Raw genomic sequence first — 20,453 nt, forward strand, 5'->3', positions numbered from 1 at the left:
GGCGAGACCCGGCGAACCCACTTCTAATTCTGCGCTGACACTGCGTTCAGGGCCAGTCAAAGGGAAACACCCGCATCACAGCAGGCACGACCGCCACATTCAAGCTCTTTCACCACTGAAGGCCCGGTCTCGAATGGAGTCCTGGGTCGGATGAAGTCGGAGCAGAATCGATCGATCGCTATCGAGATGAAACAGTTTGCGTGTTCCATTCGTCCAGCATGGCCTGAACGCGAGCAGGATTAAAGTTGTCGGGGACGCTTTCGTCCTGATTTGCCTGCAGATCGGAGACCGTCAGGTCTGGAGAAGACACGCCGCCGGCAGGAACATCAGCCTTTGCCGACCAGGCAATTGCATTCAGGACAAGCGTTCGAAAATCGCGGTGTCCCCAGTTCCAGTGAAAATGTCCGCCGGTAATTCCAAAGCCGCGACCACCATCTTCCCGAGTTCTTGCCCACGCGACGGTTTGTGGCTCTTTACGTTCCAGAACTGCGGCTCGCACAGCAGCGTTGTTGCTGTGCGCTCCGTCCGGTCGCGCCAGCGTGCCGTCATCTTTAACAAGAGTGCTGGCCGGAGGCAGATCCTTCAGAATCGAAGTGACCTGCCCGGCTTCATCGAATCGCATGTGATAATACCATTCATCATTGATATGGAATGGCTTCACACCGTTTGCAATCGGGTGTGCAGGCAGTTCCCGGAAGCTGGCCGTCCAGTGCGGATTCACTGACCAGTCCGTTTCAAAATAGCCACCGGTCCAGCGCAGAAAAGCATCACCGGAAGGACCTTTGGGAACTTCGACGCCGTAGTGGATACAGACCAGCCCAACGCCTTTCTTAAGGACAGAATCAAGCCGGTCGAGTTTGCTGTTGAAAGGGTGACCGCCTCCTCCATCGCAGTAAATCACAATCGCATCTGCCGAATCCAGAACGCTGTCATCCTCCGGCCAGCCATTGGTGTAAACCGACGCTTCCACTCCGATGCCTGCATGATTCAGGGCATCCGAAAGCAGCATGCACCCAGCTTTGTGCTCATGCGCTCCGTATCCATGACTGGGACGCCCGGCGATCAGAGCCACCTTCTTTGGTGCCGGCGTCTTCTTCAGGCGAATATTCCGGAATTGAACGATCATCGGGGGACCAACGTGAATCTGCAGAGCAAGCAAACCTGATTCCCGACGCTGCTGTTCGTCATTGTCGACACATTCAATGGTCGGCACGCCATTGATGAAATGCTGAAAGCGAAAGCCATTGGCAACGATGCGATACTTATTCCAGTCTTCGTGTTTGATCTTCGACTGAATCTCTTCTGAGTTTCCGATGTTACCGACAACCTTCTTTTCGAACTTGTCACCGTTTCTTACCAGTTCGGTCGATTCTCCTCGCAGTGCCAGAATCCCTCGAAACTGCTCTCCATACAGAATGCCTGAGTAGGTTTTGCCAGCTTCGAAATCAGCCTGGTAGCCACCGATACCCCACTCCGAATTGGGCAGCTCGAAACTGCGGTATTGAATGCCGGAATTGCCGTTCACAATTCGGTATTCCAGTTCCAGCTCAAAATTGTCGACCTCGCCACCACGCCAGATCAGAAACTGATTCTTCGAGATCTTGTTTTCAGCAGTGGTCTGCCCCGTGATCGCTCCGTCTTCCACTCGCCAGAGTTTTGGATTTCCGTCCCATCCCTCAAGAGTTTTGCCATCGAATATCGTTTGCCACTCGTCCGCAACGATGTCTGAAGGACTTGTTATGCAGGCTGCAGTGGCAGCGAGCAGAAGCAGGAAACGGACAGCTTTCATAGGGACTCCTTTAATGCTACAGATGATCGAGTGGGTGGGCTTGTGGAGAGCGAATGAGCCGGAGCTTCATCACGGAGAAGTTGGATGATGTTACAATGTAACAAACGTTTCAGCGATCAACAGCTTTACGGAGTGAAGAAAGGCGTCGACAGAAAAGGGTCAGGGCTGTTTTCACCTGACGTTAGCTTAGCTGCCCGTTGAAAAACCGTGACACGCAGGACGACTGGAAACCATCGTGTTTTGAGGTCTCCTGCTCGAGCCAGTCCCGTTTTTCAACCGGCTGTTGTTAGCGATCTTCTGTTTTCACCGTCTTCCGGGGGAGAGGGGCAGGGTGGGGGCGTTGCGGTCGAAGACGACCACATCCACTTCGAATAGAACCTCATCGGCAACCGACTCAAGCAAACCACCTTCATCGATGCCGACGGAACCGCCCGTTCTTCATACCGCCACCGAGAAGGACGAAGTCATCCGGGTGGGCGCGTTTCGCATCGTTTGGGAGCCCCACGAGCGACCGGAGGAGTTCCGCTACGGTGTTTTCTGACTGGAGAGGGAATCGCCATCAGGGTCATCGTATTTGTTTCATAAATCAGGATGCCCCTTACTGCTGCCTAATGTGACCGACACAGAGCTCGTATTCGCTGCGCGAGCGTTTCGTTGGTGGCGAACAGGATCCCTCGGTGACACATGAGCGCGGAGTCGGCCCGGTTGAGGTAGAAACATTGGCCGTAGATGTCGGTGGCAACCGCACCAGGTCCGCGCCGTCTGTACACGGAGCCAGTCCCTTTTTCTCCGGTACCAGACAGATTCATAAGGAGTCCAGAACTTCGGTTGCGAGCCGTGTGCTGTAGCGATGAGCCTTCCAATGGCCGGGGCTCCATCCTTGAAGAAAGCGGAAAAAGTCGGTCCATGCCACAGGATACAGTTCACGCCAGTTGGCTTCGAGCGCGCGACTGTCGACAGCCTTGCCCGAGCCTACCAATGCTTCGCAGAGGAACTCGAAGTAACGATCCAGCAAAGCGGATTCACGTCGCTCACACTCGTCCTCATCAAAGCAGCTGCTGACGAAGTAGGCCACATCTTTCATGCCACAACCTCCACCGACGTACTGAAAATCGACGGCCGCAGCATGTCTTCCATCGGGACTAAAACAGAAGTTCGCAAGCTTTGCATCGCCATGAACAAACGTCTGGAAGGGGCTATCAGACAGTCGACGATCGAGCTCGCTGGCAGCTGCTTTCAGAGGACTGTCGTCGAGCGCATCGAATTCATCGGGGCGAGTGGCGAGGTGCCAATACGTTCCGGTGGTCCACAAGTCTTCGGGCGGCTCTGTCATGAATGTGGCATGGAAGTTAGCCAGCCATAACAGGCACGCATCGACTTCGGCGTCGCTCACGTTCCAACGGCGACCGGCAAAGCCCGCGGCGTTCAGGTCTTCCAGGAGAAGGAGGACTCCATCGGGACGATGCTCGACGGCCAGACAGTTGGGCACGCGACAGGCATCAAGACACCGCTCCGCATATCGTCCGTACCAGGCCGTCTCAACCTGATACGATTTGATCTTTCGCTGATGCGAGCGATCGGACGTCCAGCCGTACTTATGGGCCTGCTCGTCAGGCCAGCGCACGTGCTTCAGAACAACGCTCGGGGTCGCGCAGCCCGAAAGATGACATCGCACAATCTGCCCATAGCCGCTCCAAAGACTCTGCACGACCTCGGTACGTGAAATCTTCGCTGCGCCCGTCGACTGGAGTACGAATGCAGTAAGAATAGCGTCGAATTGATCCGCCTCAGTCACGTGGTCAGGTCTCTCGATCAGTTCGGTTTTGCATAATGAAAATTTCGTCCTCCGGGCTGTGGGTTGTCACGAGGGCGGAGCCCGACAGAATCTCTGCCGGTGGCGTCAGCCACCGATCCGAAGTGGAAGGCAATCAAGGCCGGAGGCCGACACATCATAATGTTGATTGGCAGCCTTGTGTCGCCCTCTGGGCTCGCGGATGTGATGTAACTGAGATCCGGTGGCTGACGCCACCGGCAATGAATGTTTCGCCCTCCGGGCTATGCAGTCCCTCTGTCCGCCTTGCCGATTTGAAGGGCGGCGTACGGCCGGTTTCTACCGGCCGCTCATTTACGAGGGCGGAGCCCGGCAGAATCCCTGCCGGTGGCGTCAGCCACCGTTCTCAAGTCTTTGGGAACAAAGGCCGGAGGCCGACACATCACTCCCAGATGTACTTCGGATCGTAGTCTACTTCGTGTCGTTTCAAAATCTCGAGGAATTCATCCTGAAACGATTGCTTGCGATGATGCTCCATCTGGCGGCTGATGTACGCAACGACGGCATTCTGCCAGGACGGACTGACGGTGAAAGCTCCGTATCCGTCTTGCCAGTGAAACCTCATTCCCGCGTCACGCGATTCGTTGATGTGCTTGCTTGTATTGGCTTTCAGTTTGCCAACAAAGTCGGACACCGCCACTTTCGCCGGAATCCGGACGAGTAAGTGAGCGTGATCGTAGTAGCCACCAATTCGGATCGCGAAGCCATCAAGATTCCTGGCGACGCCTGCCATGTAGGCCCAAACGCCTTCTCGGAACTGATCATCCTGCAGGAGTGGGCGTCTTTCTTTGGTGCTGAAAACAACGTGATAGAGAAGTTGTTGATGGGCTGCCATGTATCGCCCTCCGGGCTCAGGTGTGATGCAATTGTGATCCGGTGACTGACGCCACCGGCAATGAATATTTCGCCCTCCGGGCTATCCAGCCAGGACAACGGCAGAGCCCGAAAGAGCGATACGCAATCAATCTAAGGGCAGAGCCTGCCAGCCGGAACCTGACAGGCTCAGGGCGGAGCCCGACAGAATCCCTGCCGGTGGCGTCAGCCACCGGTTCTCAAGTCTTCGGGAACAAAGGCCGGAGGCCGACAAATCGCGCCCATGGCGACACCATGTTGCCACTTCGTGGCTGGATAACGCGGCCTTCGGCAGCTTGTCGTCAACTGTCCGATCGCTCATGGGAAATCAGGTTCGGATCGTGTTTCTGGCTGTTATTCACATGGGGTGTCGGATTTGGCCGCAGCGTGGACGGCTTCTGCTGTACGCACAAAGTCAACCATATCCTCTGAGAGAACGAGTTGGTCGCGCCACATCAGGAATTGAGCACCATTCAGGACAAAATCAAATCCAAGGTTTGAGCGAAAGGGCCACTGTGTATCAGGTTTGAGGTTTTCAAGGCAGGAAACCAGGTTGGCTCCGAATGGACGGCGTTCGAATCGGCCGCGTTCGTTAAAGATGCAACAGGAATACTCAAGTGACGGATGCGGAAACGAATAATTGAACAGACGTACGGCCAATGGTCGCAGAAGTGCAAACAACGGCAGCTGTCCAAATCCCATGACGTGTACTGGTTCAAATTGGCAGCCTTGGTCCACGATCCAGACGAATGTGGATTCCGTTCCCGTCGCATCCAGTTCGTCGTCATCCCGGATGACGTCAAACACGAGGATCTGACGCTGGTCCCCCGATTGAATCTGAGCATTCACCAGTTGCGTCTGCGTCCATAGATCTATTCTGCGTCGAACACCTCGAAAGTTCCCAAAGGCATCACGCAGTTCGTCCGTTGTTGTCGGTGTCCACTTGAGTGGCCTGAAATTCAATGAATCCAGTGTTCGTTCGCGGTCTGTACGGCGCGTCTTCGTGGCACGATCTCGAGGGCGAACGACAAAGTAATGGCCCAACACGCAGACCAGAACAAAGCCGCCGACCAAAATCAGAACCGGAATGAGAAGGACCCACGGGGACGCGCCTTCACGAGCGGGCTGTGGAACGCCTGGTTGCCATGCAAGCTGCCGAAGCGCGGCTGAAATCGATTGAGATGGATATCGAATAGGGGTTACTCATCTGTGTGAGTGGGCTCTCACTGTAGACAGATCGTTCGCGAACGAAGATGCCTGCAGTTATTTCGTATCCGGGCTTTCAACGGCATTGCTGTAGAACTGGACGAGATTGCCGCGTAGTACTTCGAGAGATGGCTCGTGGATGTACATCATGTGGCCGCCTTCGAAGTAATGCGTTTCGACGTTCTGCATGCGTTCGGGCGACAGGCCGAGATGATTGATGGTGTAGTCCATCGCTGAATGCGGAGTCGCCAGATCGTAGTATCCACAGGCAACAAACAGCTTCAGGGATGGATTCGCTGTCATGGCGCGGCGCAGTGTTTCAGAGGCATCGACGTAGCGATTTTCAAAGTTCCGATAGCTCCATGGATAAACGTTACCGGTCAGAATTTCGTAGACGCGTTCTTCTTCATACTTCAGGTCGCGTCGAATGTAGTCATTCATTGCCGCAGTGAACGGTCCGAAGATTGCAGCACCGCTGGCGTCAAATTCATACGATTCTCCGGCAGAATCTCGATCCATGTTTGAATAACGACTGTCAAATCGACCAATGGTACGATTGCGATCACGAAGCAGTTCTTTTCCGAAACGGTTCATAGGAATACGAAGGTGTGATGCCTTCACATATTCAGGCGACAATCCCGTAAGACGTGCGAGTTTTTCTGCGACGGCATCGAACTGATCCTGCTGAATACCGGAGCCTTTCATCAGTGCAAGAGCGTAGTCACTGGCGGCAAATTCTTCTGCCTGCCGGACCACGTCTTTCAATGAAAGTTGCTGAAGATCGGCCGGCAGAGCCTTGTGATACCATGCGGTCGCGGCGTATGTCGGAAGGAACAGAAGACAGGGCAGATCGTTGCTTGTGCTGAATCGCAGCGTCTGAAAATTGATCGCTCCGGAAATAACGACAATGCCGTTTAGTTCGAGGTTATAGCGGCTCTGCAGGTGTCCACTGAGCCCCGCTGCCCGAACGCCTCCGTAGCTTTCGCCACATAGAAACTTGGGTGACGGCCATCGCTGAAATCGTGTGGTGTAGTCGTGAATGAACTGACCGACGCTGGCAACGTCCTCTTCGTATCCGTGAAATTCATTCTTGTTCACATCTTTTGACGGACGACTGTATCCGGTACTGACAGGGTCGATGAAAACAAGGTCTGTTACATCCAGCAGCGACCATGGATTCGAATCCAGTCGATACGGTGGTTTCAGATAGGACGCGTCCTCCGGAAAGCGAATAAACTTTGGCCCCAGCATCCCCAGGTGCAGCCAGACCGAGGAAGACCCCGGCCCACCGTTGAAGCAAAACGTGATGGGGCGACGCGATGCATCTTCACCATCCCTGGTATAGGCGACGAAGAACATCTCCGCGCGGGATTCCAGCGAATCGGACTTCATCAGAAGCTTGCCCGCTGTGGCTGTGTAGGAAATCGACTTACCGCCAATTGTGGTTTCGTGCTGAGTTTCCACCAGCACTTCCTGAGGTTTGTCCTCCTTTTCCTTTTTGGTGTCGGCATCGTCCGCCAGAACCAGACTGCCGGGAATCATTGCCAGCAGCAGCAGGAATCGGATTTGCTGGAAGCCACGCATCGTCAAGTCACTTTCCGTTTAAGGCGATTTCAGAAGGAAGAAGGCGAGTTTACGGCGACGAGTCCGGCCTGCGAAAGAATTTTCAGGAAGTTATGCGGCTAACCGAATGAAATCTCACGTGCCCATGCGTCCCGATTTTGAGGGAACCCCGACTCGATCAACTGCAGACGATGACAAAATCGCTATGCTGTTGTTCGAGCCGTCCGTGTGACAGATTGAGAGTATGCCGGAAGCATGCAGAATCGGAGAGGGGTGATGCCGTTACTGGTCGACCTCCCGGCCATCAACCAGAAATAATAGGCAGAGAAAATGGGTGCAAAGAAGAACGAAGTGCAAGTTGGCCTTGTTCAGATGACGTGTACGGAATCACCTTCTGAGAATCTGGAGAGGTCGATCCAGAACATCCGCGAAACGGCAAACGCTGGCGCGAAGGTGATCTGCCTGCAGGAGGTCTTTAACACTCAGTACCCCTGCCAGTCCGAAGATCACGCGAATTTTGAACTGGCCGAGCCCATTCCTGGCCCGACAACTCAGGCGCTGTCTTCGATCGCGAAAGAGCTGCAGACGGTGATCGTGGCGCCGGTTTTCGAAAAGCGAACCCACGGGCTCTACCACAATTCCGCTGTTGTGATTGACGCTGACGGATCCACCGCAGGCCTGTATCGAAAAATGCACATTCCGGATGATCCGCTCTACTACGAGAAATTTTATTTCACACCCGGTGATCTGGGTTTCCTGGCATTCCAGACCCGTTACGCCAAAGTGGGCGTCTGTATCTGCTGGGACCAGTGGTACCCGGAAGCTGCCCGGCTCACAGCAATGCAGGGAGCAGAACTGTTGTTCTACCCCACTGCTATTGGCTGGATTCCGGGTGAGCGCGATGTCTATGGTGAGAGCCAGTATTCTGCCTGGCAGACAATGATCCGCAGCCATGCCATTGCGAATGGGCTTTTCGTGGGTGCACCAAATCGAGTGGGAGTGGAAGGGGAAATCCAGTTTTGGGGAGGATCATTCCTTTCCGATCCATACGGCAATGTGCTGGCCAGGTCACCTCACGAAACAGAAGAGAATCTGGTCGTGAATTGTGACCTGTCCCTCATAAACACCGCGCGCACCCACTGGCCCTTCTTCCGCGATCGTCGAATCGATGCGTTCGGGGATTTGCAGAAACGCTGGTGTGAATGATTCATCGCCGGGCATCCGTGCGCCAGCGCAGACAGATTATCCCTGGATTCGTGTGCGGCGTCCGGATCGAATGGCCGGTGTACAGTTCGAGCCCTTGTACAGTTCGAGCCGGTGTGCCAACCGGGCTGGCGAGTCCGAACGATCAGAACAACGCGGGCAGGCCGAGTTGTCGTCGAACGATGACCCACTGCCCGGCATGCATTAACCAATGTGATCCCTGCAGCGAAAACATGTTGCCAACCGTGGGGGCGTAATCGACGCCTGTTGCCCGATCAAGATCCTCATCATTCTGCTCATTCAATAGCGCGATGGTGGCTGCACGCTGAGCCTGGTACGTTGCCAGAAGGACTTCCTTCGAGTCGAAGGCAGAAGCATCGTCCGATTCTGCTGTTGCCTTTTCGTACCTTGCCGCAAATCCATCCGGCAGGGGTGGCATTGTTCCGGCTTTGATACCTTCGATCATGGAATGCTCCGACGCGATCAGGTGCCCGATCTGCCACTTAATGTGATTTGTTCCTGAACACGGTCGCAACATCAATTGTTCGTCAGTGAGGTCATTGATGTAGGCCAGCGAGATCATTTCTGCCATATCCAGCCCAAGCTGAAGTGCTTTGCAACTATTCATTGACTTGCTTTCGTAGTGAGACAGTTCAGGGGGATGATTGGTGCTTTCGTTTGCACCGAAGCGACGCCGTGGGAGATCAGGTCATTTCGAAGGATTGTCCGGCGCTGCGATTGTGGCTTTCTGTTGCAGCGTTGATCTCCCGGGCAGAGACTTTAGACTGACCACGCTTGAAATCCAATGCACCTGACCTCTCAAAGCGGTCATCATCTGAACAGCAGAACTCGATGCGCATTCTTATCAGCGAAAACGAAATCCGGGATCGCGTTAAACAACTCGGATCCACGATCAGCAGCGACTACGCAAATCGCCCGCTGACGATTCTTGGTGTGCTGACAGGCAGTATCGTGCTGCTGGCCGACCTGATCCGCGCGACAAACGTTCCTTTGCGAGTCGCCCTGATACAGGCATCAAGCTATGGTGGAACCAGAACGACGCCCGGACAGCTATCTGTCAACAGCTCGCTTGTTCCCGATCTGAAGGGTCGAGATGTCTTGATCCTGGACGACATATTTGACACGGGCAGCACCATGGTGGGACTCTTCGAAGCCGTCGCCGGATACAATCCCAGTAGTATCAAGTCGGCTGTCCTGTTGTGGAAAACAGCCAGAAGCCGTGTGGAACTGGAGCCAACCTACTACGGCTTCAAAATTCCGGATGAATTTGTTGTCGGCTATGGGCTGGATTACAACGACGAATTCCGGCACCTGCCCTATATCGGAATCCCGGATCCACAGGATCTTGAAGAAGCGTCGCTCGGTGGAATTGCAGCGAGCACGGATGCCACCAATGCCAACGTCACGTGAACCTCGTTGATATGGCGAGACCGTTCGTGCAGTGTGATGAACTCCTGCGTTCTCGCCTGGCCAGGTGGGATGATCAGCTTCTGCAGTGGCTGATAGATCCAAACATAGTCCACCACTGCAAGTCCTGCGGATAAGACCGTCAGAAGCATCGCGACTCGCATTCGCTTGCGCAGGCAGCCACTGGCGACGAAACTTGCGATTGCTCCGCCCACAAGAGCCATCGTCAGGGTGATGGCACCAAAAAGGTAATAAAGTGGGAATCGTACCGTCGCCAGTTGGTCACGCGTGACCGAGTCAAATTCCGGATTGGTTTGTTCTGCAACGCTTGTAATCACAAACAATGCCGCGCCGCCAACCCAGACTGCGAGCATGAGTCTCAATAGCACCACACTGATGACTGTGACAATTCGTTTCATATTCATGGTTTGCAAACAGGCCGATCTGCCTGGTAGGTCCGGAAATCAAAGGATCAGCATCGCATCACCGTAGCTATAAAATCGATACCGCTCTTCAACGGCTTTTCGATAGGCTTCCAGGGTCAGATCATAACCGAGTAATGCCGCAACCAGAACGATGAGTGTTGAGCCGGGCAAATGGAAATTTGTCAGGAGCCTGTCGACAATTTGAAATGTGTAGCCGGGGCGGATAAACAGATTTGTCTCGCCCTGCCAGCCGTGGTCCGGGGAAAGTCCGGCCGATGCTGCGGACTCTAAAGTTCGGACAGATGTTGTGCCAACAGCAACAATGCGACCTCCGTCGGACTTCGTTTGACAGATGTCCTGTGCTGACGACGGGGGAACCCGGCACCATTCATGATGCATATCATGTTCGCTCAGGCATTCGGTGGATACCGGGCGAAACGTTCCGATTCCCACGTGCAGCGTGACTTCCGTTGAACGAATTCCACGATGCTCGCACTGCCGAAACAATTCCGGTGTAAAGTGAAGCCCGGCAGTTGGTGCCGCTACCGCTCCCGGGACTGTTGCAAAACAGGTTTGGTACCGTTCCTGATCCGATTCATCTGCCAGCTTTCGTCCCATGTACGGAGGCAACGGCAGGCTGCCAAATCGGTTAAGAATCGAAATGGCATCCGCATCTTCTGAAATCCTGACACTCCAGCTTCCGTCTGAGAATTTTTCGTGCAGAGTGATCACGAGTGAATCTGAATCCTGACGGTCCGCATCGCGATGATACGCAGGCAGCACAGTGATCGTTTCGCCCGACCGGAGTTTCCCCCGGGTTTCTCCCAGCAATATCCATTGGCCGGGAGCTGTTTCCTGAACGAACAACCCCTCCCAGCGTCCTCCGGTCGCTGTGCGATAACCAAACAGCCGCGCAGGGAGCACCTGCGTGTTGTTGAAGACGAGCAAATCCCTGGGCTGTAGTAAGTCGGGCAGATCGAGGATTTTTCGGTGCTGGATTTGGCCGCTGTTTCGATCCACAACCATCAGGCGGGATCCATCGCGTCTCGCAGCAGGGCGCGACGCGATGAGCTCTTCCGGCAAGTCGTATTGCCACGACGACAACAAATCCAGGTTGGGAACCTCACCAGACATCAGATGTACTGATTAATGATGTTTTCGAGCATCTCCTGGCGCCCGCTGATGTTTGCATCGGCTTCACCTTTCTCAAGCATGTAAGCTTCAAGGTCAGTAAAGTTGGTTGTGCCGATATCAATTTTTCGTCCGATTCCGGTTTCATAACTGCTGTACCGTTGTTTGACGAAGTCAGAAAGAACGCCATCCGCGCGAATCGCAGCCGCAATTTTCAGGCCGCGAGCAAATGCGTCCATGCCACCAATGTGAGCATGAAACAAATCGATGGGATCAATGCTTTCGCGTCGCACCTTGGCGTCAAAGTTTGTGCCGCCAGGAGCCAGCCCACCCTGCTTCAGAATGATCATCATGACCTGAGTCGTCAGATAAATGTCGGTTGGGAACTGGTCTGTGTCCCATCCCAGCAGCAGATCTCCCGTATTGGCATCAATACTTCCGAGAGCGCCCTGAATGGAAGCGTATTCCAGTTCATGCATCATCGTGTGCCCCGCCAGCGTTGCGTGGTTGGTTTCGATGTTCAGCTTCACAACATCCAGCAAACCATACTGCCGAATGAAATTCAGGCAGGCGGCTGCATCAAAGTCGTACTGGTGCTTCGTAGGTTCCTTCGGCTTGGGCTCAAACAGGAACTGACCCTTGAAACCAATCTGTTTGGCGTAGTCATGAGCCATGTGCATGAATCGTGCAAGATGGTCAAGTTCCCGCTTCATATCGGTATTGTAGGAGCACATGTAACCTTCGCGGCCGCCCCAGAACACATAGTTTTCACCGCCCAGTTCCATGGTGACTTCCATGGCTTTTTTTACCTGAGCCGCTGCATAGGCGTAAACATCCGCATTCGGACTTGTCGCGGCCCCGTGCATAAAGCGGGGGTTCGAAAACAGGTTTGCCGTGCCCCAAAGCAATTTGATCCCGGTGCGTTGTTGTGCTTCTTTGAGTTTTGCTGCAACGGCATCCAGATTCGCGTGGCTCTCTTTCAGGGTCGCGCCTTCGGGGGCGACGTCCCGGTCATGAAAGCAGTAATAAGGCACTCCCAGTTTTTCGATGAATTCGAATGCAACGTCGACTCGCTTGAGAGCGTTCTCCAGCGAATCGGTTCCGTCGTCCCAGGGACGATTCAGCGTTGGCGCGCCGAATGGGTCGGTGCCGTTACCACGGAATGTGTGCCAGTAGCAGACACTGAATCGAAGCCAGTCTTCCATCGACTTGCCTTCAATGATTTCTCCCGGGTTATAGTGGCGATAGGCCAGCTGGTTCTTTGTGCTCGGGCCCTCGTACTGAATCCTGCTGACTTCTGGAAAAAACTCTGCCATTGAATGATACTTCCCCTGAGAAATGTGCTCCACGCCTGGTCGCAGCTCAGCCGCTGACTCTGCCTCCGTTCGGATGGCAAATCACGGCCTGCCCGGGAACAACACCCCGGACTCTGATGGTTCCAGAGAGGCCGTCAGCGCTTCTGAAATCATGCCGTTTGAATCGAAGCTGAACCGTGCAACAGTGTAACGCGGAATGTCCTGCTTTGAAGCTACAGGTACGGGTTTGTAAAGAGTGACTCTTGGTCCTGTGTATGGACTGGGCTGCTTCGGACGTGCATTCCCGGCCTAAAACTCGGATGAATGCTGAGTCAGCTGGCCGGAAGTCCCAGCCGATGGAAGGACGCGCGACGCAATTCGCAACGCGACAACGTACATCACCAGCAATGAGACGCGAAAGGCAAGGACTACCCCAAGACCAATCCATGCCCCCGTTCTTTCAGGGCTGCCCGGGGCAAACTGCTGGAACTGCAGGTCTGATTCCAGGACGCCTACGATCAGGGAGCCGACGGTGCATGCCGCAAGCAACCAACCGAACAATATTCCCAGGCGTTTACCCATCAGCAGCAGGATGTTTCCGGTCACACCAAAGATCGCCATCCCCGCCGCACTGCCGATCTCCAGAGCCACGTATTTCATAATGGGGTTGTTGGGATCTTCGCGAAGCAGCATGACCAGCCCCAGGCAGCTCAGCACCAGCAGTGGAATGCGAAGACAACAGAACACCAGACTCGCGATCACCATTCCTTTGGCAAAACCACTCAACCGCCCATCTGCTGGCGGCTGTGACGTTCCAACTGGCGGCTGGCCCTGTGAGGCAAGATATGGATTGAATGGATCACCCGACATCGCCGTTTCCCGTCATGGTAGGAATTCAAAGTTGTTTGCGTCGAAAGACGATCTTCTCTTCCATGTACGAGCCGTCTTTTTGCTTCAGAGCCACAATTGCTTCCAGCTCGTCGTTTTGATTGATCCGATAGGTTAAGCCCCGGAACCAGGCCGTCCTGCCTTCGACACGAATGAGAGGGAACTCTGTGTAGTCGTCCTGAGCCTCCCAGCTCTTGAAGTCCTTTCCGAAGTGCTTCAATCGTAACGTCCATTGATTCTCGCGGCGAGCGAACAGGAAGAACTCAGAAAATTCAAGCTCCCCATTCACCACAAGTCGAAAAGTGCCCGTCATGTGTTGTTCTGATTTTGCCGCATCACCGAGCACCGGAAGCCAGACTTCCTCACAGACACCCCCAAAACCCTCGCCAATCCAGTATCCCTGCAGCCATTGAAGTTTCTCCAAATTGACTTCAGACACTGCGTTTCCCTGATTCAGCTGAAGCGTGTTTTCTGTCAGCTTTGCCTGCCCGAATGCGTTTAATGGGAACAGTGCGACACATAGAATGGTGGCCAGTCTCACAGCAGAATCTCCTGTTGTCCGGATTTGTGGGTTCCGAGCCGGAGCACTTAACAAAATGAATTGTATCTTCACACTCCTTTTGCTGAGTTTGAGTTGCGGCGATGCTTTCGACAACCAACTGAATGAAAACTCGGACAACTTCACCAGCCGAACCTTCTCCGCAAACGACTCTCTGCAGTGTCAGCAGGAAGCAAACGCGGATGCCAGAGATTGTCTTGAAGGGCTGGCATGGCGGTCGACAGATTTCAGCGTTGTCCTGGAGAAGCCAGACAAGCAATCGGGTGATCGGCTTGTGCGATTTCCTTCACCGCGACCTGTAGGCAATGCGACCAACGACCTCGTTGCGATGGAATGGTACATCGCAGCGGATGTCAGTGGAAAAATCAAAGTCGCCCCGGCCGTCGTTGTCGTGCACGAATCCGGCCGAAACATGACGGTGGGGCGAATCATTGCGAAGGGATTTCGTGCCAAAGGCATGCATGCATTTCTCCTGCAACTGCCTGGTTACGGAGCTCGCCGAGTCCCGCTGCCGGATGAAGCAACCCGTATGCTGCCAGCACTTCGTCAGGGAATAGCAGACACTCGACGTGCTTATGATGCTGTGGCAGCGTTGCCGTGGGTGCGAAAAGATCGGATCGCTTTGCAGGGCACCAGTCTCGGTGGTTTTGTGACAGCCACCGTGGCTGGGCTCGACGACAGTTACGATCGCATCTTCATTTTGCTTGCCGGGGGGAACCTGCACGAAGTCGTCCTGCACGGAGCAAAGGATGCTGCGAAAGCCCGCCAGAAGCTGGAAGCGGCTGGTGTGACCGAAGAACAAATCATCAAGATGGCCCGGGTCGTCGAGCCACTTCGAGTCGCGCATCGATTACAGCCGGAAAAGGTATGGCTCTTCAGTGGCACCAACGATGATGTGGTGCCGCCCTCATGCTCTCTCGCGCTTGCAAGCGCTGCAGCACTGCCAGTTGATCATCATATTCAGCTGCCGGCCGACCACTATTCCGGGGCTATTTTCCTGCCAATCATTATTCAGCAGATGGTTCACTGTATCGAATCCGATCTTGAATCCGGAACACCCGCGATTCAACCGTCATCCGGGATTCGATGAAGCGACACGAGTTTCTTTGCCGCTCGCAGGCCGTCGACTGCGGCCGTGACGATTCCTCCGGCATACCCGGCTCCCTCGCCAACAGGGTAGATGCCTTTCAGATTCGGCGTTTGCCATGACTGACGGTCGCGGTCGATTCGAATGGGAGAACTCCCTCGCATTTCCGGACCCACCAGCACTGCTTCCGGCAGATATTTCCCCTTCCACTGTCGGTCCATCAGTGGTAGCCCATCCTGTATCGCCTTCAGAATCGGTGGAGGCAAGACTTCCGCCAGGTTCCGAGCCTTTGTGCCTCTCTGGTAGGACGATGGGATCTGCTCCGTGGGAACCGGTGTACGGTTTGCCAGAAAATCTCTTGCGCGCTGAACCGGGGCCGAATAATCCCCTCCTGTCAAATGAAACGCGTGTGACTCATACCTGCGTTGCAGGTACACGCCGGCAAGCGGATGATCACTGCCGAATGCTTCGGGCTCCAGTGTCACAACTAACCCGCTGTTTGCGTAAGGTGTGTCATGGCGAGAATTGCTCATTCCGTTCGAGCAGTACATATTGGGTTCTGAAATGCTTGGAATGACAATTCCGCCGGCGCACATACAAAAGGTGAATAAGTCACGCTGCCCTTTGGCGACCAGCGAATAGTCGGCCGCGCCGAGCAGCTGCCGGTATTCCGGCCGGCCATACTTGTGCTGATTGATCACTTCCTGAGGCTGTTCAATCCGCAAACCCAGCTGAAACGCCTTGGGCTGCAGTGGTAACCCGGCAGCCAGCAGCATCTCGTACGTATCCCGCGCGCTGTGGCCAATGGCCAGAATACAGTGCGATGTCGCCATGAAACCGGACGAGGTCTCAAGCCCGACCAGCTGGTTTCCTTCGAGGCGAATTCCTTCAAGTCGGCATCCGAAACGGTATTCGCCACCCATCGCCTCAATTCTGCGACGGAAGTTACGGCAAATCATCGGAAGTTTATTGCTTCCGAGGTGCGGCCGGTTTTCATAGACCAGAGACGGCCTGCCTCCGCACTCAACGAATCGTTCCAGAACCCAGTCGACGTCTGGCCCGGTGATTCGGCACGTCAACTTTCCATCGCTGAAGCACCCCGCTCCTCCTTCGCCGAACAGGTAGTTGTTTTCATTGTCGTGGGCACCACCACGATCGAAGGCTCGAATCGCAGGCACTCGTTCGCGAACAGCCTGACCTCGCTCCAGCACAATCGGCCGAAATCCTCGCAGCGCCAGAAAGTAGCCCGCCAATAGTCCCGCCGGGCCGGACCCCACGACCACAGGCCGGTGGCGCATTGGGTCATTTCCAGGTAAGACATCTTCGAAGGATGGAGCCTCATAACGTTCTATCCGGACCGGACCGGAATCGCGAAGGGGCACGTTTCTGCCGGCTCCGGGAAGATCGACGACCAGGGTATAGACAAACTCCAGCCGCTCCCGCTGTCGGGCATCCAGGCTCTTCCTCAGAATTCGTATTCTCTTCAGGTCATCTGGGGAGACCCCGATTGCCCGAGCGACCAATTTCTGCAGATCTGCCTCGGGCTGCTCAACGCGGCATCGGATATTGGTCAGTCGGATTTGCATGGCGAATGGAGCTGAAAGGACTTCCGGGACGAAATTTGCGCCGCCGGGCAACGGAGATTGGAACAGGAATTTGAGCAGGATACTTTGTGAAGGGGTGATTTTGCCCCGGGCATTCGATATTCCTGCAGATGAATCGCACCTGGGCGATCACGATTTCCGATTTTGGAGGCCATTGAGTTAACGTTCGGCGTTCCTGAAAATGGGGGAACCGATCGTGCGGCACTTTTTGCAGTCTGTGAAGTTGTTTCCCGACGAATTGTGAGACGAAACAGTTGACGTTGTCCGGGAATCTCGCATAATCCGCGAACGTTTGGTTCGAATGAGCCGACAATAAAGTGACAATTCGACGCGGTCCGTTCGCGGACTCATTCCTGCGGGTGTAGCTCAGTTGGTAGAGCATCACGTTGCCAACGTGAATGTCGACGGTTCGAGTCCGTTCACCCGCTTTTTTTATGGCCTCAAGTTCCTATGGCCAATCTGCGGTCGTATGCTGGCAAGGCTCGGGGAAACATCCGAGCCTGCTTTTTTGGTAGTCGGCGGGTTTAGGCAGCAAGCCTTGAGCAAGCCGCTCGGCATTTTGCGATTGAGATTGGAAGGGGACAAGGGCGTACCTGATTCTAAGCACGAGTGCCGCTTGGAATCTTCTAGTGGCTGGTTGTTGTGAATGAGGTTTGTAATGAGTTCAGATGCGGAAGGTGTGCTGACAGAGACTGAAGAGTCGGCCAACCGAATGGATTTGAAGGTAGAGATTCGCAACGTCGGTCCATGTAAGAAGCATGTCTCCGTAACCGTTCAGGAAGCGGATATCAATACAATTCGAGAGGATTGTGTTGGTGAGCTTTCCGACCGTGCACAGGTTCCGGGCTTTCGAACCGGGCGCGTGCCCCGTCAGCTGCTGGTCAAGAAGTTCAAGGACGAAATCTCCGCTCAAATCAAGCAGAAGGTTCTGCTGGCCAGCCTGGAGCAGATGTCCGAGGAACATAATCTCGACCCGATCAGTGAACCGAACATTGATGTTGAGAGCTTGGAGATCCCGGACGCCGGAGATTTCAGCTATGAATTCGAAGTCGAAGTTCGGCCTGAATTTGACCTTCCGGATTACGCCTCATTTACAATCCGCCGCCCATCCGGTGATGTTACGGATGAAGAGCTGGCCACCTATCGCGAGCAGTTCCTCAGCTCATACGCCAAGGCAGAAGTTGTAGAGGAGCCTGTTGTTGCTGGTGATGTCATTGTTTGTTCCATGACTTTCGAGCACGGCGGGAATCTACTGCGTGAAGTCAAGGGCACCAGTGTTGAAGTCCTGCCGTCTGTCAACTTTCAGGACGCAGCGCTGGACGGCTTTGACAAGCTGATGGAAGGTGCGAAAGCTGGCGACACTCGAAATGCCACCGTCACCATCTCATTGCAATCGCCTGTTGTGGAAATGCGCGGCGAGCAGGTGGATCTGAAAATCGAGGTTGAAGAAGTTCGTCGCCGTCAGCCTGTTGTGATCGATCGCGAGTTTCTTGAAAACCTGAGCATCGAGTCTGAAGAGGATCTGGTTGCTGAACTCAGGTCATCACTCCAGCGTCAGGTGGAGTTTCAGCAGCGACAAACGACGCGTGAACAGGTGCTTGAGAAGATTGTTGACGCGGCTGATTGGGATCTTCCGGAAAGCCTGGTCCGCCAGCAGACCGAAAACGCTCTGCGACGTGAGCTGCTCGAAATGGCCCAGGCTGGTTTCACGCGCGAGCACATTCTTGCTCGGGAAAATGAGCTTCGCCGCAACGCACTGGACACCACACGTCAGGCACTGAAAGAGCATTTCGTTCTGGACCGCATTGCTACCCAGGAAAACATCGAATGCGAGCCCGGCGATATCGATCGCGAGCTATTGATGATGTCTTTCCAGAGCGGTGAGCCTGTTCGACGAATTCGCGCTCGGCTGGCGAAAAACGGCATGATCGAGAATCTCGAAGCACAGCTTCGTGAAAGAAAAGCGGTTGACTTCATTCTCAGCAAAGCGACATTTGAAGACGTTGAGCGTGAACCCGTTGTTCAGAATAATGCGGCGGGTCTCCGGTTCGCGATCTGCGGCCAGATGAACCCCAGTTTGATTGATGACACCGACGAGACAGAAGAATAGCTGGCTCGCAAGATGGATGAATGAGAACAGGCCGTGCCGGACATCCGTTTCGACACCGCCTGTTCTTTGTGTTTCTGATGGAATAGAACTTTGCCCTGCAAGACCTAAGAGGAAAAGCGAATGAAGGATCCTCGCACTGATTATATGCCTCTGGCAGCACGTGAGTATTCAGCTCAGCGACAGATGACTGTCGGTGATTTGTTGCTGGACAACCGGATTATCTTCCTGGATGGTCCAATTCACGACGGCAGCGCGAATCTGATCGTCATGAAGATGCTCTATCTTCAGTCAGAGAATCGCCACCAGGACATCCATCTGTACATCAACTCACCGGGTGGATCCGTTACGGCGACGCTGGCCATCTACGACATCATGCAGTTCATTGAATGCGATGTCGCGACCTACTGCGTTGGCCTCGCCGCAAGCGGTGGTGCGATCCTTGTCGCAGGCGGAACCGCGGGCAAACGATTCGCGCTCAAGCACGCCAAGATGATGATTCACCAGCCGTATGGTCAAGTCGGTGGACAGGTCTCTGATATTGAAATTCAGGCCAAGGATATTATCGCAACGCGTGAATTGCTCAATGAAATGCTGGCCAGTCACACAGGCCAGCCGGTTGAGCGAATTGCAAAGGACACACAACGTGACCATTACCTGACTTCTCTGGAGGCTAAGAACTATGGCCTCGTCGATGAAGTCCTGGAGCGCCCGGCTAAAGAAAAGAAGAAGTAGTTTGTCTGGATCGATGCCTGTGGCTCAGATCCGAAACGAATGGATGCCCGACTTCGCTCTCTTTCTTCTTATGGAATCAAACGATGACAGTTCTTGTCCCTTATGTTGTTGAAAAAAATGGCCGCGATGAACGGGCCATGGATATCTACAGCCGGCTGCTGAAGGATCGCATCGTTATCCTTGGTAGTGGTGTCAATGACGATGTGGCTAACAGCATAGTGGCCCAATTGCTGTTCCTGCAGTTCGATGACCCGAAAGCTGATATCCATTTCTACATCAATTCACCGGGTGGCTCGATTACCGCTGGTATGGCGATCTACGATACCATGCAGTACATCAGTTGCGATGTTGCCACATACTGCATTGGTCAGGCCGCATCGATGGGTGCTGTGCTGCTAACCGCGGGGGCGCCAGGCAAACGTCATTCGCTTCCCAACGCCCGGATCATGATTCATCAACCGCTCGCGGGCATGGAAGGCACGGCCACAGAGCTGGAGATCCATGCGAAAGAAGTGCTGCGAATTAAGAGAAAGATGAACGAAATCCTTCTGAAGCACACCGGGCAGACTCTGGAGAAAATTGAAGAAGACACGGATCGGGATAACTTCATGTCAGCAGACGAAGCTCGTTCATACAATTTGATCGATAAGGTTCTGGATCGCCTCGAATAGACAAACACTTTGCTGCTGCAAAACAAGAAGGCCACCGGGGTAACCCGTTGGCCTTTTTCTCGTAGATGCTCCAGCGTCT

The 20,453-nt window shown here is 54.3% G+C and carries 19 protein-coding genes and 1 tRNA gene; 7 read left to right on the forward strand and 13 right to left on the reverse strand.

Annotated elements, in window-relative coordinates:
- Positions 1 to 178: 178 nt before the first annotated feature.
- From R3C20_21790 to R3C20_21815, 6 genes are all read right to left on the reverse strand, one after another.
- A complete protein-coding gene (locus tag R3C20_21790) occupies positions 179 to 1,789 on the reverse strand; it encodes a family 16 glycoside hydrolase (protein MEZ6043139.1) in 1,611 nt (536 codons plus the stop codon).
- An 805-nt stretch (positions 1,790 to 2,594) separates the two neighbouring features.
- Positions 2,595 to 3,584 carry a phosphotransferase gene (locus R3C20_21795; protein MEZ6043140.1) on the reverse strand — a complete coding sequence of 330 codons (990 nt, stop codon included), beginning with the start codon at positions 3,582 to 3,584 and terminating at the stop codon, positions 2,595 to 2,597.
- Between the two features lie 418 nt (positions 3,585 to 4,002).
- Complete coding sequence (gene tnpA, locus R3C20_21800) at positions 4,003 to 4,455, reverse strand: IS200/IS605 family transposase (GenBank protein ID MEZ6043141.1); 453 nt, start codon at positions 4,453 to 4,455, stop codon at positions 4,003 to 4,005.
- 126 nt (positions 4,456 to 4,581) lie between these two features.
- Entirely contained in the window at positions 4,582 to 4,794 is a 213-nt protein-coding gene (locus tag R3C20_21805; protein ID MEZ6043142.1) for a hypothetical protein, read from the reverse strand.
- Between the two features lie 32 nt (positions 4,795 to 4,826).
- The gene (locus tag R3C20_21810; protein ID MEZ6043143.1) at positions 4,827 to 5,516 is read right to left on the reverse strand and encodes a hypothetical protein; all 690 of its coding nucleotides are present in this window, start codon (positions 5,514 to 5,516) and stop codon (positions 4,827 to 4,829) included.
- Between the two features lie 219 nt (positions 5,517 to 5,735).
- Positions 5,736 to 7,262, reverse strand: coding sequence for a hypothetical protein (locus R3C20_21815; GenBank protein MEZ6043144.1), 1,527 nt, complete (start codon positions 7,260 to 7,262; stop codon positions 5,736 to 5,738).
- Between the two features lie 309 nt (positions 7,263 to 7,571).
- Here R3C20_21815 and R3C20_21820 point away from each other — a divergent pair, with 309 nt between their 5' ends.
- A complete protein-coding gene (locus R3C20_21820; protein MEZ6043145.1) occupies positions 7,572 to 8,447 on the forward strand; it encodes a carbon-nitrogen hydrolase in 876 nt (291 codons plus the stop codon).
- A gap of 142 nt (positions 8,448 to 8,589) precedes the next feature.
- On the opposite strand, the gene R3C20_21825 is transcribed toward R3C20_21820, so the two are convergent.
- Positions 8,590 to 9,072 carry a DinB family protein gene (locus R3C20_21825; protein ID MEZ6043146.1) on the reverse strand — a complete coding sequence of 161 codons (483 nt, stop codon included), beginning with the start codon at positions 9,070 to 9,072 and terminating at the stop codon, positions 8,590 to 8,592.
- 224 nt (positions 9,073 to 9,296) lie between these two features.
- Here R3C20_21825 and hpt point away from each other — a divergent pair, with 224 nt between their 5' ends.
- The gene (gene hpt, locus R3C20_21830) at positions 9,297 to 9,875 is read left to right on the forward strand and encodes a hypoxanthine phosphoribosyltransferase (protein ID MEZ6043147.1); all 579 of its coding nucleotides are present in this window, start codon (positions 9,297 to 9,299) and stop codon (positions 9,873 to 9,875) included.
- Here hpt and R3C20_21835 read toward each other — a convergent pair.
- The 5 genes from R3C20_21835 to R3C20_21855 all read right to left on the reverse strand — a co-directional run bounded on the left by R3C20_21835 (position 9,782) and on the right by R3C20_21855 (position 14,152).
- On the reverse strand, positions 9,782 to 10,297 hold the full coding sequence (locus R3C20_21835; GenBank protein MEZ6043148.1) for a hypothetical protein: 516 nt from the start codon (positions 10,295 to 10,297) through the stop codon (positions 9,782 to 9,784). The genes hpt and R3C20_21835 overlap by 94 nt on opposite strands.
- Positions 10,298 to 10,336: 39 nt before the next feature.
- Positions 10,337 to 11,431, reverse strand: a complete 1,095-nt coding sequence (gene queA, locus R3C20_21840) for a tRNA preQ1(34) S-adenosylmethionine ribosyltransferase-isomerase QueA (GenBank protein MEZ6043149.1) — start codon at positions 11,429 to 11,431, stop codon at positions 10,337 to 10,339.
- Positions 11,431 to 12,744, reverse strand: coding sequence for a xylose isomerase (xylA, locus tag R3C20_21845; GenBank protein ID MEZ6043150.1), 1,314 nt, complete (start codon positions 12,742 to 12,744; stop codon positions 11,431 to 11,433). Before xylA ends, queA begins: the two co-directional genes overlap by 1 nt.
- 288 nt (positions 12,745 to 13,032) lie before the next feature.
- Positions 13,033 to 13,593 (reverse strand): hypothetical protein, encoded by a 561-nt coding sequence (locus tag R3C20_21850; protein ID MEZ6043151.1) that lies wholly within the window; start codon positions 13,591 to 13,593, stop codon positions 13,033 to 13,035.
- A gap of 25 nt (positions 13,594 to 13,618) precedes the next feature.
- Complete coding sequence (locus R3C20_21855) at positions 13,619 to 14,152, reverse strand: DUF6265 family protein (protein MEZ6043152.1); 534 nt, start codon at positions 14,150 to 14,152, stop codon at positions 13,619 to 13,621.
- 55 nt (positions 14,153 to 14,207) lie between these two features.
- On the opposite strand from R3C20_21855, the gene R3C20_21860 reads away from it, so the two are divergent.
- The gene (locus tag R3C20_21860; GenBank protein ID MEZ6043153.1) at positions 14,208 to 15,260 is read left to right on the forward strand and encodes a prolyl oligopeptidase family serine peptidase; all 1,053 of its coding nucleotides are present in this window, start codon (positions 14,208 to 14,210) and stop codon (positions 15,258 to 15,260) included.
- Here R3C20_21860 and R3C20_21865 read toward each other — a convergent pair.
- A complete protein-coding gene (locus R3C20_21865) occupies positions 15,236 to 16,843 on the reverse strand; it encodes an FAD-dependent oxidoreductase (GenBank protein ID MEZ6043154.1) in 1,608 nt (535 codons plus the stop codon). The two genes, R3C20_21860 and R3C20_21865, sit on opposite strands and share 25 nt — an antisense overlap.
- 373 nt (positions 16,844 to 17,216) lie before the next feature.
- Here R3C20_21865 and R3C20_21870 point away from each other — a divergent pair.
- From R3C20_21870 to clpP, 4 genes are all read left to right on the forward strand, one after another.
- A tRNA-Gly gene (locus tag R3C20_21870) sits at positions 17,217 to 17,289 on the forward strand.
- A 230-nt stretch (positions 17,290 to 17,519) separates the two neighbouring features.
- Positions 17,520 to 18,971: a trigger factor gene (gene tig / locus R3C20_21875; GenBank protein ID MEZ6043155.1), complete on the forward strand. Its 1,452-nt coding sequence runs from the start codon at positions 17,520 to 17,522 to the stop codon at positions 18,969 to 18,971.
- 120 nt (positions 18,972 to 19,091) lie between these two features.
- Positions 19,092 to 19,703 (forward strand): ATP-dependent Clp protease proteolytic subunit, encoded by a 612-nt coding sequence (locus R3C20_21880; GenBank protein MEZ6043156.1) that lies wholly within the window; start codon positions 19,092 to 19,094, stop codon positions 19,701 to 19,703.
- 83 nt (positions 19,704 to 19,786) lie between these two features.
- Positions 19,787 to 20,374: an ATP-dependent Clp endopeptidase proteolytic subunit ClpP gene (gene clpP / locus R3C20_21885; GenBank protein ID MEZ6043157.1), complete on the forward strand. Its 588-nt coding sequence runs from the start codon at positions 19,787 to 19,789 to the stop codon at positions 20,372 to 20,374.
- The last annotated feature ends 79 nt before the right edge of the window (positions 20,375 to 20,453 follow it).

The sequence above is a fragment of the Planctomycetaceae bacterium genome (genome assembly GCA_041398825.1).
Taxonomy (GTDB): domain Bacteria; phylum Planctomycetota; class Planctomycetia; order Planctomycetales; family Planctomycetaceae; genus F1-80-MAGs062.